This window comes from Pleomorphomonas diazotrophica (assembly GCF_002844595.1).
In the GTDB taxonomy this organism is placed as follows: domain Bacteria; phylum Pseudomonadota; class Alphaproteobacteria; order Rhizobiales; family Pleomorphomonadaceae; genus Pleomorphomonas; species Pleomorphomonas diazotrophica.
Genome location: NZ_PJNW01000011.1, coordinates 26,984 through 42,200, shown reverse-complemented (window position 1 = coordinate 42,200; position 15,217 = coordinate 26,984). Strand labels below are relative to the sequence as shown.

Annotated in this window: 11 protein-coding genes; 1 reads left to right on the top strand and 10 read right to left on the bottom strand. The window is 65.6% G+C overall.

The window, feature by feature from the left end; genetic code table 11:
- Position 1: 1 nt before the first annotated feature.
- From CXZ10_RS13580 to ahcY, 4 genes are all read right to left on the bottom strand, one after another.
- Positions 2–745, bottom strand: a complete 744-nt coding sequence (locus CXZ10_RS13580) for a nucleotidyltransferase family protein (RefSeq protein WP_101289890.1) — start codon at positions 743–745, stop codon at positions 2–4.
- A 41-nt stretch (positions 746–786) separates the two neighbouring features.
- The gene (gene tsaE, locus CXZ10_RS13575) at positions 787–2,310 is read right to left on the bottom strand and encodes a tRNA (adenosine(37)-N6)-threonylcarbamoyltransferase complex ATPase subunit type 1 TsaE (protein WP_149744466.1); all 1,524 of its coding nucleotides are present in this window, start codon (positions 2,308–2,310) and stop codon (positions 787–789) included.
- Complete coding sequence (locus CXZ10_RS13570; protein ID WP_101289888.1) at positions 2,307–4,799, bottom strand: PAS domain-containing sensor histidine kinase; 2,493 nt, start codon at positions 4,797–4,799, stop codon at positions 2,307–2,309. The genes tsaE and CXZ10_RS13570 overlap by 4 nt, the downstream gene beginning before the upstream one ends.
- A gap of 495 nt (positions 4,800–5,294) precedes the next feature.
- Positions 5,295–6,692 (bottom strand): adenosylhomocysteinase, encoded by a 1,398-nt coding sequence (gene ahcY, locus CXZ10_RS13565; protein WP_101289887.1) that lies wholly within the window; start codon positions 6,690–6,692, stop codon positions 5,295–5,297.
- 417 nt (positions 6,693–7,109) lie between these two features.
- On the opposite strand from ahcY, the gene CXZ10_RS13560 reads away from it, so the two are divergent.
- Entirely contained in the window at positions 7,110–8,012 is a 903-nt protein-coding gene (locus CXZ10_RS13560; RefSeq protein ID WP_101289886.1) for an AraC family transcriptional regulator, read from the top strand.
- Between the two features lie 12 nt (positions 8,013–8,024).
- Here the strand turns inward: CXZ10_RS13560 and CXZ10_RS13555 are convergent, their stop codons facing one another.
- The 6 genes from CXZ10_RS13555 to CXZ10_RS13530 form a co-directional block, all read right to left on the bottom strand.
- On the bottom strand, positions 8,025–9,065 hold the full coding sequence (locus CXZ10_RS13555; protein WP_101289885.1) for an ABC transporter ATP-binding protein: 1,041 nt from the start codon (positions 9,063–9,065) through the stop codon (positions 8,025–8,027).
- Positions 9,066–9,088: 23 nt separating this feature from the next.
- Positions 9,089–10,786, bottom strand: a complete 1,698-nt coding sequence (locus CXZ10_RS13550) for a GH32 C-terminal domain-containing protein (RefSeq protein ID WP_101290115.1) — start codon at positions 10,784–10,786, stop codon at positions 9,089–9,091.
- Positions 10,787–10,788: 2 nt separating this feature from the next.
- Entirely contained in the window at positions 10,789–11,667 is an 879-nt protein-coding gene (locus tag CXZ10_RS13545) for a carbohydrate ABC transporter permease (protein ID WP_101289884.1), read from the bottom strand.
- A complete protein-coding gene (locus CXZ10_RS13540) occupies positions 11,660–12,595 on the bottom strand; it encodes a carbohydrate ABC transporter permease (RefSeq protein WP_101289883.1) in 936 nt (311 codons plus the stop codon). Before CXZ10_RS13540 ends, CXZ10_RS13545 begins: the two co-directional genes overlap by 8 nt.
- A gap of 163 nt (positions 12,596–12,758) precedes the next feature.
- Complete coding sequence (locus tag CXZ10_RS13535) at positions 12,759–14,048, bottom strand: ABC transporter substrate-binding protein (RefSeq protein ID WP_180335991.1); 1,290 nt, start codon at positions 14,046–14,048, stop codon at positions 12,759–12,761.
- Between the two features lie 38 nt (positions 14,049–14,086).
- Entirely contained in the window at positions 14,087–15,085 is a 999-nt protein-coding gene (locus tag CXZ10_RS13530) for a LacI family DNA-binding transcriptional regulator (protein WP_101290113.1), read from the bottom strand.
- Positions 15,086–15,217 lie beyond the last annotated feature (132 nt).

Here is a 15,217-nt window from a genome sequence, read left to right as displayed (position 1 = left end):
CCTACTCCGCCGATGTCAGGATCGTCCGTTCCGCCTGCCGGATCGCCTCGGGCGTGCCGACGTGAAGCCAGGTGCCCTCGAGCCGCAGGCCATGCAGGCGGCCTTCGCCGATCAACTCGTCGAAGATGCGGTTGAGCGAGAAGGGACCGAGCGGTCGGCCGGCAAAAAGATCGGGCTTGAGAATGGCGGCACCGGCGTAGACGAAGGGAGCGACGGTGCGTTCGCGCCGCCGGGTCAGGCGGCCGTCGCCGGCCATGTCGAAATCGCCAACGCCCGAATAGCCGACCGAGCCGACGATGGGGGCGAGCAGCAGCAGGCCGTCCATGCGGTCGCCGTCCCAGGCGTGCGCCAGCGCCGGCAGGTTGGCGGACACGCCTTCGATCCAGATGGAATCGGAGTTGAGATGATAGAAGGGCTCGCTGCCGAGATGCGGTAGCGCCTTGACGACGCCACCGCCGGTGTCGAGCAGCAGATCGCGCTCATCGGAGACGATGACGGAAAGGTCACGCCGTTTGCCGACATGCACCTCGACGAGATCGGCGAGATAGTGAACGTTGACCACCGCCGTCTCGACGCCAGCCTCGGCCAGGCGATCGAACACCCGGTCGATCAGGCTGCGGCCGAGCACTTCCACCAGCGGCTTCGGCGTGGTCGCCGTGATCGGGCGCATGCGCTTGCCGCGTCCGGCGGCGAGCACCATGGCCCGGCGAGGGTGGAAGGCGGAGGGGGAGGCAGCATAGGTCATCTTGGAACGGTCGGGCTCTCGGCAATCGAAAAAGGCTGGGTTCAGGACTGGGCTGTGAGGCCGAGCCGTTCATACCAGAGCCTGACGCCGGCGAGAACCTTGTCGTCCAGCGCTTTCTCGAAGTTGCGGCGGACGCGCGGCAGGAAGCGAAGATGATGGGTTCGGCCGGTCAACTTCGCATAGCGCACGAAGCGCCCGAGAATCTTGGCATTGCGCTGGGCACCGAGGATGACGACGGCTTCCCGGAAGCCTGCCTCGTCGAACGGTCCCGCCACCTCGCGCCGGCGTTGGCAATAGGCCTCCATCATCGCTGTGGCGAGATCGTCGGCAATGTCGATCCGCGCATCGGTGACGAGCGAGGCAAGGTCATAGGCGGCGGGGCCGCGCAGCGCATCCTGGTAATCAATGAGGCCGATCGGGTCGCCGTCGGTCTGCCAGAGAATGTTGGGCGAGTGGTAGTCCTTCAGCACCCAGGCCGAGCGATCCCAGTCGAAGCGGGCGAGCAGCCCGTTCCAAAGGGCCAGCCAATCGGCCGCCTCGGATGTGCTGAGTGGCCGGCCGGCGACGTCAGGCGCATACCAGCTCGCAAAAAGCTCCACCTCAGTCAGCAGTGCCCGACGATCATAGGCGGGCAGCGCGAAGGTGCGGCCGTCGTCGGCCGTCGCAACATCTGGCCAGGCGATCGCCGCCATGTCGGCAAGACGGCACGCGGCGGCGAGGTAGCGCTGGGGGTCGGCGACGCCGCCAGGCGCTACGCCGAGGGAGCCAAGATCTTCGGTCAGCAACAGCCGGCGCGGCTCGTCGGCCGCGATGAGGCGCGGGGTGCGGAAGCCGTGACGGCGGAGCGTGTCGCCGATGGCAAGAAAGGCGTCGAGGTTGTCGGTGGCGTGCACCAGCGCCTCATAGGGAAGACCGTCGGCATGAACCGGCAGCGCGCCGAACGCCGGCCAGTGCATGAGGATGGCGGTACCGTCCGATCCGGTTGCCCGCTCGAAACGGCGGGTCGAAGCGTCGCCCTGCACGTGGACGCGACCAGCGTCGGCCAATCCCGCCCGCTCCAGGAGAGCGCGAATCGCAAAAGTCTCTTCGAGCCGTTCCGCCCAGCCGCCGCCACGCGCCTCCAGCGAGAACCGGCGACCGTTCAGGTCGTCACCCTCGGAAATGACGATGTCGAGTCGCTCGGCTGGCAGCTCATCGCCCGCCCGGTCGGGCCACTCGATCAGCGCAAGCCCCTCGCCGACCGCCTCGGAGAAGCCGATTTCCACGAGCTCGTCGGGGTCGGCGAGGCGGTAGAGATCGAAATGATGGACGGGAAAGCGGGCGGTCTCGTAGCTCTGCAGCAGCGTGAAGGTGGGGCTGGGTACCTCGAGCTGCGGATCGCCGGCGAGGCGCCGGACGACGGCACGCGCCAGCGCGCTTTTCCCCATGCCCAGGTCGCCGTGAAGGGCAATGACATCGCCCGGCCGGGTGATGGCGGCAATATCGTCGGCGAGACGAAGCGTGCCGGTCTCGTCGGCAACCTTGATGGTTCGGCGGAAGGACAGGCTCATTGCAGGCCTGCTCACTCGGCCGCTTCGGCCATGCGGGGATTGATCGGTAGCCGGCAAACCACCCGCGTGCCGACACCGATCTCCGATGTGATGTCGACGCTGCCCTTATGCAGCTCGATGAAGCTCTTGACGATGGAAAGACCGAGACCGGGACCACGTCGGCGAGCGCCATTGGTGCGGCTCTCGAAGCGCTCGAACACGGCCTGGAGATACTCGTCGGGAATGCCGCGCCCGTGATCCTCGACGGTGAACGAAATCTCCTCCGGGGTCCGCCGGCAGGAGAGCGACACCACGCCGCCGTCGTCGGAGAAGGCGATGGCGTTGGACAGGAGGTTGTAGAGCACCTGGCGGATGCGCTTCTCATCGGCGACGAAGGAGCCGATGTCGTCGGGCACGTCGAGCTTCAGGTCGATATGCGCCTCGGCGATGCGATCGCGAAGCCCGGTGGTCGCCGCCCCGACGGTGCGTGGAATATCTACCTCGCCGAGATCGAGTTCCATGATGCCGGCATCGACGGTGGCGAGGTCCAGGATGTCGTTGATGATGGCGAGCAGCGCCGTCGACGAATCCATGATGTAGCCGGTGTATTCCCGCTGCTTGATGTTGAGCGGGCCGGCGTTGTCGTCGGCGAGCAGTTGGGCGAAGCCGATGATGTTGGTCAGCGGCGACCGCAGCTCATAGGAGACGTGCTGGATGAAGGCGTTCTTCAGCTGGTCGGCTTCTTCGAGCGCCTCGTTCTTCTCGGTGAGCGCCCGCTCGACATTCACGGAATCGGTGACGTTGACGAAGGTGATCAAGGTCGCACCGTCCGGCAGCGGCACGGTGGTGAAATCGATGACGCCGCCGTCGCGGCGATCGAGCCGGCCGGTGAGGCGATTGCGGCTATCGGCGAGACCGGCGACGGCGAGGCGTACCTGATCCCATGCTTCGCGGTTGCCGTGGGCGGCCATGCAGTGGCCCACCACTTCGTTGATATGCGGCCGGCTGGCCAGCATCTCGTCGGAGAGTTTCCAGAGGCTTACGAAAGCCGGATTGTAAAGCCGCAGCCGCCCGTCGGATCCGAACACCGCAACGCCTTCGGAGAGGTGATCGAGCGTCTCGCCCTGCACGCGTGTCAGCGCGTTGTAGCGGCTCTTGAGCTCGATCTGCTCGGTGACATTCTCGTAGACATAGGTGACGCCGCCCTGCGGATGCGGGTTGGCGATGACACGCAACGTCTGACCCGTCGGCAGGTGCCACCAGCTCTCGCGGGCCTCCATCGCTTGATAGGCCGAAAGCTGCTCGCGCTTCCAGGTGCGGAAATCGGCCTGCTCGGGCAGCTTGCGGGAAACGCGCAACTGATCGAGCACTGCCGCATCGTCCGGCCCGGTTTCCAGGAAGGCCGTGTCGAGGTCGAACAGCGAACGGTAGGCGGCATTGTAGAACTTGAGCCGCTTGTCGGCGCCGAAGATGGCGACGGCGGTGGCGAGCTGGTCGAGCGTGCGGGCGTGGCTGTCGATGGTGCGACGCAGCTCCACCTGGGCCTGTTCCAGTTCGGATACGTCGGTGGCGATGCCGGCGCTGCCCGAGGTCGTCTCGACATCGACGACGTCGAACACCCGGCGGGCGCCGCCTACCACTAGCGACAGGCGCTTCTCGAACACCGGCGCGGCCTGCCGACTGTCGGTGATCGCCTTGCGGGCGGCGGTGTCGAGGAACTCGACGCCGACGGCCACCGCCTGGGTGGCGCTCGCCACTTCGACGGCGCGCGCATAGGCGGCGTTGACCCAGACGAGCCGGCCGGCCTTGTCGCGCGTCCAGGCCGGCATCGGCACCTTGTCGATCAGGCTCTCGAAGGTTTCCACCAGCGTCCGCTGCCGCTCGAAGCGCTCGGCGAGTTCGGCATATTGCTGCCGCTCGCGGGTGAGGTTGCGGAAGCGAATGAAGCAACGCGAGCCGTTGACCCGTCCGGCGGCCTCGATATGGACGCCGCTCGTGGTGGTCAGCACATCCAGGAAGGCCTCACCCTCGGCGCGCAGGGCGCGAGTGCGTGCTTCCAGAAGCTGGGCCGACGCCGGCTCCAGCCATTGGCCGAAGGCCAGGAAGCCAACCTGGCTGCGCGGCACGCCTGAGGCCTCCGGCAGCGAACCCATCACCTTCGGCGCCTCGTCGCGAGCACCCCAGATGACGGTGCGCTGATCGTCGGCATTGAGGGCGGCTTCGGTGCGGTCGGCGGCGAGCTTCAGATCGGCATTCTCGCGCAGCAGGCGTTCGCGATCCTCCTCCGCCATGCGGCGCGCCCGGATCAGGGCGGCGGCCGAGACCACGGCGATGCAGATGGCCGAGACGAAGGCGGACAAGGCGGCCACCTGGAGCGGCTCGAAGTAGATCGAGCCGTCAGAGCCGAACTTGATGGCCTGGGCCAGCGCCGGGCCGGCGGCAACCGGCGACAGGACGGTCGAGAGCAGGGCTATCTTGCCGACGTGCCCCGCAAACGGCAATCGTGTCCGGCCCAACCCCGGCATGCACTTGTCCCCTTTTTGGCCGCGTTACCGAAGGCGCCTCTCCTCAGTGGAGTGGTTCGCCCCGAACCGGCGTGTGCCCCGCCGCCGATCCGAATCACCTCAAAATACCGCCTTTCAGGGGGGGCAAAAAGAGTCGACGCGGTCTCCGTTGGGCCATGTGCGGCAAGGACGTTCAGCCGCCTATCGCGTTCATGGAACGTTCAAGGATTTGGCGACTCCGATCATCGCGGACAAGGAGTCGACAACTGGCTGCAGGGGGTAGCCAGAGGGTTGACCGGACTCGCGTTATGCGGTTCTGCGGCCGCTCTTTTCGCGACGGCTCGCAAGTGCCGGCAATCTTCCCCGCAAAAATCCGCATATGTGGAACATCTGTGGATAAGGCTTTGCCGGCAAGAAAAACCCGCCCGCGCTTGGGTGGACGCGCGGACGGGCGAAAAGGCATTCCGATTGGTCTCCGCCGGCCACAGCGCGGCGGAAAACCTGGGGAAGGGCCGGTCAGTAGCGGTACATGGCCGACTTGAACGGACCCTGAGGCTTGACGCCGATATAGTCGGCCTGCTCGGCCGTCAGCTTGGAAAGCTTGGCACCGAGCTTGGCGAGGTGCAGCTCGGCCACCTTCTCATCGAGATGCTTGGGCAGCACGTGCACCTTCTTCTCGTACTTGTCGCCGCGGGTCCACAGCTCGATCTGCGCCAGCGTCTGGTTGGAGAAGGAGGCGCTCATCACGAAGCTCGGATGGCCGGTGGCATTGCCGAGGTTGACGAGGCGGCCTTCCGACAGGAGGACGATCTTCTTGCCGTCCGGGAACTCGACGAGGTCGACCTGCGGCTTGACGTTCTTCCACTTGAAGTTCCGGAGCGCCGACACCTGGATCTCGTTGTCGAAGTGGCCGATGTTGCAAACGATGGCCATGTTCTTCAGCTGACGCATGTGGTCGACGGTGACCACGTCCTTGTTGCCGGTGCAGGTGACGATGATGTCGGCCCGGTGGGCGTCATCTTCCAGCGTGACGACCTCGAAGCCGTCCATGGCCGCCTGCAAGGCGCAGATCGGGTCGACTTCAGTGACCAGCACGCGGGCGCCGGCGCCGGCCAGCGACTGGGCCGAGCCCTTGCCGACGTCGCCATAGCCGCAGACGATCGCCACCTTGCCGGCCATCATCACGTCGGTGCCGCGACGAATGGCGTCGACCAGGCTCTCACGGCAGCCGTACTTGTTGTCGAACTTCGACTTGGTGACGCTGTCGTTGACGTTGAAGGCCGGCCACGGCAGCTCGCCGCGCGCTTCCAGCTGATAGAGGCGCATGACGCCGGTGGTCGTCTCCTCGGAAACGCCGCGGATGCTGGCCTTGGCGCGCGAGTAGAAGGTCGGGTCCTTGGCAAGACGCGCCTTGATGGTGGCGTAGAGCTCTTCCTCTTCCTCGGACTTGGGATCCTTGAGCACGGAAGGATCCGTCTCGGCCTTGGCGCCGAGCATCACCAAGAGCGTGGCGTCGCCGCCGTCGTCGAGGATCATGTTGGCGGTCTCGCCGTTGCCCCAGTCGAGGATGCGATCGGTGTAGGTCCAGTAGTCCTTGAGGCTCTCGCCCTTCACGGCGAACACCGGGATGCCGGCGGCGGCGATGGCGGCGGCGGCGTGGTCCTGGGTCGAGAAGATGTTGCAGGAGGCCCAGCGCACGTCGGCGCCGAGCGCCTTCAGCGTCTCGATCAGCACGGCGGTCTGGATGGTCATGTGCAGCGAGCCGGCGATGCGGGCGCCCTTGAGCGGCTGGGCGGCGGCATACTCGGCACGCACCGACATCAGACCGGGCATCTCGATCTCGGCCATGTCGAGTTCGGTGCGGCCCCAGGCGGCGAGCGAGATGTCCTTGACGACGTATTCCTTGGCGACCATCGGCGGATCTCCGGGTGTGGGTGAGGATAGGCTGTTGGCCAAACGAGAGGGGCGGCATCGGGCCGCCGGTCAGCGCCTTATAGGAGATGTCGGCCTTTGGTGCAATCACGATATAAAGAGATCCTTATATCATGATGAAGCCGATCGACTCATTCGAGGGCCGAGGCGAAACCATCTGGCGGGTTGCCAAACACCAACGTGTAAAATCCTGCATAGATGTCGGTGCTGCGCGCCTTGCCACGGGAGGTTGGAAAGGCCATGGTTTCCGCCACTGTCGAAAGGCCCGCCCGGCCGGGCCGGATCTGACCACTGCGAAAGTGCAGCCGTTTCTGCCCAAGCAGGGCTCGGCGTTGCCGGTCAGGTCTGCTAAGGTCGATCGGCTGCGGACGGACCGCTATCCACCAAAGGGAGGCGAAGGTGGGTCAGACAAAGCCTGTTTTGGAGGTGATCGAGGCGCCGCTCGAGCGCACGTTTCGCGTCTACTCGCACGACTACCCCTTCGCCTACTCCGGTTGGCACCATCATCCGGAATATGAGCTGCACCTGATCCGCCGCAGCACCGGCCAGTTCTACGTCGGCACCTACGCCGGCGAGTTCGGCCCGGGCAATCTCGTCATGACCGGCCCCAACCTGCCGCACATGTGGGTGTCGGACGGCGCCGATCGCGACATCGACGGTCGTATCCGCGACCGCGATCTGGTGCTTCAGATGGGCGCCGGCTTCGCCGAACGCTGCATGGCCGAGTTTTCCGATTGCGCCGGCCTCTCAGCCCTGTTGGACGCGACGCGGTCGGGCATCGAATTCTCGCCCTCCGCCGCGACCGAGGCCGCCGGCCTGATGGAGGCGTTGCTTCGCGCGGACGGGTTCGAGCGCATTGCCCTGTTCTTTAAGCTGATGCGGGTGCTGGAACAGGATGGCGATCGTCGGTCGCTGTCGCTGAAGGGTCTTGAACATCAGTGCGCCCAGCCACGCCGGCTTGAGCGGATGCTTGCCTATATCGCCGCCAACTTCAACCGGCCGGGTCTTACCTGCCGCGAGGTGGCGGCCACGGAAGGCATGGCTCTCGCCGCCTTTTCGCGCCTGTTCGAGCGGCACCTGCGCTGCTCCTGCGCCGAGTACATCAACCATCTCAGGATCTACAAGGCCTGCCAGCTCCTGTCGGAAACCGAGGACATGGTAACCTCGATCGCCATGGACGTCGGCTACGAGACGCTGTCGACCTTCAATCGCAACTTCCTGCGGCTGATCGGCCGCACGCCCTCGGCCTTCCGCGCCGAACGGCGGGCAGGTCCGCGCGGCCGGGCTCGCGCTGCCGCCTGATATCGCTACCCGCTAAAGCCTTCGACCGTCCTCGCCGAACAGGTGAACCGCCGAGAGGTCCGGCTTGAGGCCGATGATGTCGCCGGGGTTGAGCTCGACGCGCTCGCGCAGCACGGCGACCAGCGTCTGGCCACCGCAGCGGGCCAGCACCTGCGTTTCGGCGCCGGTCGGCTCGATGACCACCACCTCGGCGCGGAAGCCGGTCTCATCGAGCGTCAGATGCTCCGGGCGGATGCCGTAGGTCGTCGCGCCGGCTGCCGCCGTAGCGGGCAGCGGCAAGACGACGCCGTCCCCGGTGACGAAACCACCCTGTCCCGCCCGTCCTGTCAGAAGATTCATGGCCGGCGAGCCGATGAAGGTGGCGACGAACAGGTTGGCGGGCCGGTCGTAGAGTTCCAGCGGCCGGCCGATCTGCTCGACCACGCCGCCCTTCATCACCACGATGCGATCGGCCATGGTCATGGCCTCGATCTGATCGTGGGTGACATAGACGGTGGTGGTACCGAGGCGCCGGTGCAGGTCCTTGATCTCGGCGCGCATCTGCACGCGCAGCTTGGCGTCGAGATTGCTGAGCGGTTCGTCGAACAGGAACACCTGCGGGCTGCGCACGATGGCTCGGCCCATCGCCACGCGCTGGCGCTGGCCGCCCGAAAGCTGCTTGGGCAACCGGTCGAGATAGGGCTCGAGCGCCAGGATGGCGGCCGCCTCCCGGACGCGGGCGTCGATGGTGGCGCGGCTTTCACCCTTCAGCTTCAGCGCAAAGCCCATATTCTGAGCCACCGTCATGTGCGGATAGAGCGCGTAATTCTGGAACACCATGGCGATGTCCCGCTCCTTCGGCGGCACGTCGTTGACGACGCGGTCGCCGATGCGGATGTCGCCGTCGGAGATTTCCTCAAGGCCGGCGATCATCCGGAGCAGCGTCGACTTGCCGCAGCCGGAAGGGCCGACCAGCGTCACGAACTCGCCGTCAGCAATGTCGATGTCGATGCCATGGATGACCTTGTGACTGCCGTAGAACTTGGCGACGTTGTCGATGGAAACGTTGGCCATGATGTTCCTCCCCTGATCCAGTCCTAGAGCCCCAGCCGCCAGACGCGGGCGCTTGTCACGCGTTCCTCTGGGGCATGAAGGCGAATGGCGGTGATGGCGGCCGGATCGGCGAGCCGCTTGGTGCCCACGTAGCGGCCGTCGTCGGCGAACACCTCGATCGACCCTCGGTCGAGGAAGATTCGGATCGAACGCACCCGAGCGCCGGTTGCGAGATAATGCGGCGATGGTGCCCCGCCATGTGCGTCTTCGTGGACAATGGCAAGGCCGCCCTCATCCGAGGTGATGGCGAGCTTCAGCGTCGGATGCGTCAGGGTAAGCTCGAAGAACGTGCTGGCATCGTCGAACTCGACGATGATCTCAGCCATGCCGTCATCCAGGCCGACTGTCTCGCCGACGGCAAGGCGGCGATCGTCGACAAGTGTCTGCCGCAGCGTGGTGGCCGCCTCGATCGGCGGCGTCTGCAATGCGCCGTCCCGGAGGAGCAGCCGGCGCGGCAACGTCATGGCGGTCGGCCAGTCGGCCGTCTTGACGATATCCGTCCAGTTGGCGAGCCAGGCGATGCCGACCGGACCGCCCCGATCGACAAAGGCCTGGAAGCCATAGGCATCGGTGCCGAAGTCGAGCTCCTGCCGGAAGTCCGGTGTGAAGGTCCGGCCGTCGAAGCGTCCGACGATGCCGAAGGTGAGGTTGCGCCGTCGCGTCGAGGGATCGCGGCTCATCAGAAGGCCGACGATCAACAGCCAGTGCGTATCCGGGTCATCCGCCGGGCCGTCGAGCGGCAGCATGGCCGGACACTCTCCGACGGTGCGGCCATATTCGCGCTCCCGATGAACGAGGCCGACGAAGCGCCAGCCGGTGGCGCCGGTCGGGTCGTCGGTCTCATGCAGCATGACGACGCCGCCCTCGGCATCGCGGCCGCCGAGCAGCATCTTGAGGCGTCCGTCGGGACCACGAAAGACATAGGGGTCGCGGTTGTCGTCACCGAGGCCAAGCCCTTCCGGCCGACCCGCAAGCACCACCTCAGGCGTATCGGCCGTGAAGCCGTCCGTGCAGCGCACCGCGCATTGCACCTCCATCTCCGGCTGCCGGCCGTCGATATGATCGGTGAAGAAGGCGCGGAAGCCGGCCTCGCCCGGCACGGCGATGGCCGAGCCGGAAAAGATGCCACCAGCACCGTTCGCCGCGAAAACCGCCTCGCCCGGTTCGAGGAAGATAGGCTGGTGGCGCCAGTGAATGAGGTCGTCGGAAACGGCGTGGCCCCAATGCATGGCGTGCCAGCGCAGACGATGGGGATAATGCTGGTAGAAGAGGTGAGCGCGCCCGTCGAACCGACCGAAGCCGTTGGGGTCGTTCATCCAGCCGCAAGGCGGCCGGAAGTGATAGCTGCCGGCAAGCTCCGGTGGGGTCGGCGCCGGACCGGCATGGAGCACGCGGATGCCTGCGTTGAGCACGGTTGCCGGGTCATAGGCATAGACGGTCGACAGCACGGTGGTCGCGGCATCGAAGCTGAGCCGGTCGACCGGCGCGGCCAGGACGACGCGATGCCGCTCGAAGGCGTCGCTGCGCCGCGCGGTTACCTCGCCGGCGCCGTGCAGGGCAACGACGGCCGGTTCTGTGCCCCTCGGCATCAGGAACAGTTCGAGGGTTTCACCGGCCGCCACAGGGGCAAAGGAGATCGTTTCCCGGCTCGGCTGGCGGGCTGGAGGAGATGCTTGAGACATGATCAACCTTTGACTGCCGAGCCGACGAAGGAGCTGATGAACCAGCGCTGGAAGGCGAGATAGAACACGAGGATCGGGATCATCATCAGAACCGAGGCGGCCATGGCGCGATCCCAGTAGATACTGTCCTGACCGAAGAAGGTGGCGATGGCGACGGAGATCGGCCGGGCATAGTCGGTCTGGGTGATCAGGATCGGCCAGAGATACTGATTCCAGGTCTCGATGCCCATCAGGATGGAGACGGTGGCGAGCGCCGGCAGGCTCAATGGCATGAAGATCGACCACCAGGTGCGGAAGATCGACGCCCCGTCGATGGACGCCGCCTCGTAGAGCTCCTTCGGCAGCTGCGCGAAGAACTGATAGAACAGGAAGGTATAGAGCGGGCTCGCCACGAAGGGCAGGATCTGTGCGGTGAAGGTGTCCGACAGGCCGGCCCGCGACACGATGATCAGCAGCGGCATGATGATGCTCTCCTGCGGGATCACGTAGAGCGCGATGATCAGCGACAGGATCACCGCCCGGCCCGGCAGGCTGCCCCAGGCCAGGATGAAGCCGGCCATCGAGTTGATGACGAGGCCGAGGCTCACGGTGGAGCCCAGGATGAACAGCGAGTTGCCGAGATAGCGGCCGAAGGCCAATTCACCGGCGAAGTTGCCGACCTCGCGGAAGTTACTGAGGGTGGGGTTGTCCACCCAGAAGGCCCGGAACGAGCCCATGTCGGCGAGGATCTGGAAGCGGTCGTCCTTCAGCGAGGCGATGAACAGCATGAATAGCGGCGAGATCACCACCAGCGCGATGACGAAGACCGATATCGACTGGACGACGCGGTAGCCGTTCACCGACATCGTCGGCTTTCGGGAAAAGAGGGCGAGATCAGACATCGAAGCGCCTCATGAGCCTGCGCTGGACGAGCGCGATGACCAGGACGATCAGGAACAGGATCACCGACACCGCCGAGGCGTAGCCAAGCTTCTGCTCCTCGAAGCCGGCGCGCACCATGTAATGGACGACGGTCTCGGTCGATGATTTCGGTCCGCCCTGCGTCAGGATGGCCACCTGCGTGTAGAGCTTGAAGGCCTGGATGGTGGTGATGACCAGCACGAAGACGTGGGTCGGCCGGAGGCCGGGCATGGTGACATGCCAGAAGCGTCCCCAAGCACCGGCGCCGTCGATGCGGGCGGCATCGTAGAGCTCGTCGGGAATGCCCTGCATGCCCGCGAGATAGATGATCATCTGGAAGCCGTAGGCCTGCCAGGCCGACAGCAGCACGATCGAGACCATCGCCCAGTTGGGATCGCCCAGCCAGTCGATCGGCTGGATATGGCCGCCCGACAGCGATACCACGATATGGTTGAGCGGGCCTGTCGGATACTGGAACAGCGTGCCCCAGATGACGCAGACCACCACCATCGAAGTGATGGCCGGCAGGAAGAACATGCCGCGGAACACGTTCCGGAACGGGATCTTCTGGTTGAGGATCAACGCCGTCACGAAGGCCAGCCCGCACTGCACCGGCAGCACCCACAGCGTGAAGCGGGTGACGTTCCAGAGCGACGTCCAGAACAAATCGTCGGAGAGGATGCGCAGGAAGTTGTTGAGCCCGACGAAGCGTACCGGCGTCGGCCGGGGCACCAGCGGCTGGTTGGTCATCGCCGTCCAAAAGGACAAGAGGAAGGGCGTGATCAGGAAGGCGGTCATCAGCACCACCGCCGGCGCCAGCATGCCGATTTCCTGAAGGAAGCGCGGCCAGCCGACGCGGGCGATGATGGAACGGCGACGCCGCTTCGGAACGGATGTGAGTGCGGTCATGGGCCCCTCGCCGGGCGATGGGTGGCAGGAGAGCGGCGCGCGCCCGGGGGAGGACGAACGCGCGCCGGCAGGCCGTGCCGGGGGGGGTGCAGATCGGCGCCCCCCGGCGGTTCCACAGCGGGCCTCCCGTCACCAATGGGGTGGAGGGCCCGCGATGCGGACATCAGTTGCCGTCGAACGGCGGATAACCGTCGTTGTCGGCGATGTCCTCGTCGATCTTTTCAGCGGCGGCCGTCAGTGCCTTCTGGGCATCCTCGCCGTTGAAGATCTGGTCGACGGCCTGCATGAAGGCCGAGGTGATCGTCGGATAGGCCGGATGCGGCGGGCGCGGCACGGCGACCTTCGACGCCTGCTCGAAGGCGACGGCCATCGGGCCGCCCTCGGCATAGAGCGGCGACTGGGCGGCGAAGCTCTTGAGGCCGGGATAGGCGCTCTGGCTCACCGCGAAGTCGCGATAGTCCTTGTCCTTCAGGAGGAAGCTCAGGAACTTGCCGGCGATGTCGGGATGCTCGGACTGGGTGGTGATCGCCCAGATCCAGGTGCCGTCCGGACTGGCGCTCTTGTCGCCGAACTTCGGCAGCGGCATGACCACCACGTCGTCCTTCAACTTGGCAGCGGCCTCGGCGTAGAACCAGTGACCGCCCCAAGCAAGCGCCGCCGGCTCGCCGTCGGCGTAGAACTGGTTGGTACCCGACGACATCGGCACCACCCAGCCGTTCTTTACCCAGGTCTGCATCATGGTCAGCGCGTCGACGCAAGGCTGGCTGTCGAGCGTGCCGGTGGCCGTCCAGGTCGTGCGGTCGATCAGATCGCAACCGAAGGAGTTGAGGATGGGCTGGTACGCGTAGGTCACCCATTCGGTCTTGATGCCATAGCCACGGAAGGTATCGATCGGCCACTTGACGCCATCCACCTTGGCCAGCTTGGCGAGATAGTCCTCGAACTCGGCACGCGTCCATGCGTCGTCCACCGACTTCGGAATGCGGGCGCCGATCTTCTCGAGATATTTCTTGTTTCCGTAGAGCACCACCGAGCTGTCGGTGAGGCCGATGGCGTAGAGGTCCTTGTCGATCGGATAGGTGCCCTGAGCGACATTGGACGCCGTCATGTCGTCCAGGAGGTCCTGGTCGATGTAGCTCTTGATCGGCTTGAGGTAGCCCGACCAGACGTAGTTGGCGAGGAAGGGCGCGTCGAGCTCGATGATGTCCGGCAGTTGCTTGGACATGACCGCCGACGAGAACTTCTCGTTATAGGCGTCGTGGGGTGCGTAGATCAGCTCGATGTCGACGTCCGGATTGGCCGCCTCGAAGCGCTCGGCGACCTTGCCGTAGAGCGCCACCCAGCCCGGATCGCCCTGATGCATCATGCGCACCACGGTCTTGGCATCGGCGGCCGTGGCGAGCGCCATCAGCGCCGTGGTGGCGACAAGAGTGCTAAGTAAACGATTACCCATTTTGAAAATCTCCTCCACTCCTCGGTTTCCTCACCAGCTCAGACGGAAGCTCGCTCCACGAGCTGGAATGGGAGCAGTTTCAGCCCCCTCTCCGGCGGCTCGGCCGCCTGAAGTATTTCCGCCGCCAGTCGGCCCATGGCCCGATGGGGCAGGGCCATGGTGGTCAGCGGCGGATCGAGTCGCGTGGCAATGTCGACCTGATTGTCGAACCCCGCCACGGCGACGTCGTCGGGAATTCCGGCTCCGACCTTGCGGAGCGCGGCATAGGCCTCCATGGCAACGCGATCGTTACCGCAGAGGATGGCATCCGGCCGGTCGGGACCGGCCATCAGATCGGTGACATGCTGCTGCACCAGACTGCGGGCGCGGTCGGCATAGGCGGCGCGCTTCACCGCCGGCAGCACGGCAACGGGGGCTAGCCCTGCCTCATCCAGTGCGGCGCGCAAGCCGCGTTCGCGCAGCTCGCCGGCCAGAAGGCCGGGCAGGTTGATGAAGGCGATTCGGCGCCGGCCGGCATCGATCAGATGGCTGGCGATGGCATGTCCGGCCGCCTCCTCGTCGGGCACTAGCGAGGTCACCCGCCCAGCGGAGTCGCGGCAATTGATCATCACCCCGATGCGGTCGGCGACCTCTGGCGGCAGGACGACTTCCTTGTGGTACATCGCCGCGTAGCCGATGGCGCGCGGCCGGAAGCGACTGACGTCGTCATAGACCTTGATGATGTCGCGATCGCCGCCGATGGTGGTGAAGAACACCGACAGGTCGGCCTTGCGGGCGGAGTTGTCGAGGCCGCGGATGATTTCGGTGGCGAAGGGCGAGGTGAGCAGCTCGTCGCCAATGATGGCGATCAGCGGCATCCAGCCCTGCCGCATGCTGCGGGCAGCGAAATTGGTGACGTAGCCGAGTTCCTCGGCGATCTTGCGGATGCGGTCGCGCGTTTCGTCGGCCATGCGGGCCGAGCCGCCATGCAGCGCACCGGAGACGGTCTTGACCGACACCCCGGCGATGCTTGCGATATCCTGCAGCGAAACGGCCACGAACAGCTCCTCCCAAGACGGTCGATATCTGCTGTCGACGGTTTCCTCCAACCGCCTACAGCTCGTCATTGAGTTATCGATTACCCAATGCCACCCGAGCCGATCCTTGTCAAGAGATTAAGCATGTCGGGC

What these genes read in the sequence shown, in the direction of transcription:
- CXZ10_RS13570 (WP_101289888.1), bottom strand. Translation starts at nt 4,799, where the DNA reads ATGCCGGGGTTGGGCCGGACACGATTGCCGTTTGCGGGGCACGTCGGC.
- CXZ10_RS13580 (WP_101289890.1), bottom strand. Translation starts at nt 745, where the DNA reads ATGACCTATGCTGCCTCCCCCTCCGCCTTCCACCCTCGCCGGGCCATG.
- CXZ10_RS13540 (WP_101289883.1), bottom strand. Translation starts at nt 12,595, where the DNA reads ATGACCGCACTCACATCCGTTCCGAAGCGGCGTCGCCGTTCCATCATC.
- CXZ10_RS13545 (WP_101289884.1), bottom strand. Translation starts at nt 11,667, where the DNA reads ATGTCTGATCTCGCCCTCTTTTCCCGAAAGCCGACGATGTCGGTGAAC.
- CXZ10_RS13550 (WP_101290115.1), bottom strand. Translation starts at nt 10,786, where the DNA reads ATGTCTCAAGCATCTCCTCCAGCCCGCCAGCCGAGCCGGGAAACGATC.
- CXZ10_RS13555 (WP_101289885.1), bottom strand. Translation starts at nt 9,065, where the DNA reads ATGGCCAACGTTTCCATCGACAACGTCGCCAAGTTCTACGGCAGTCAC.
- ahcY (WP_101289887.1), bottom strand. Translation starts at nt 6,692, where the DNA reads ATGGTCGCCAAGGAATACGTCGTCAAGGACATCTCGCTCGCCGCCTGG.
- CXZ10_RS13535 (WP_180335991.1), bottom strand. Translation starts at nt 14,048, where the DNA reads ATGGGTAATCGTTTACTTAGCACTCTTGTCGCCACCACGGCGCTGATG.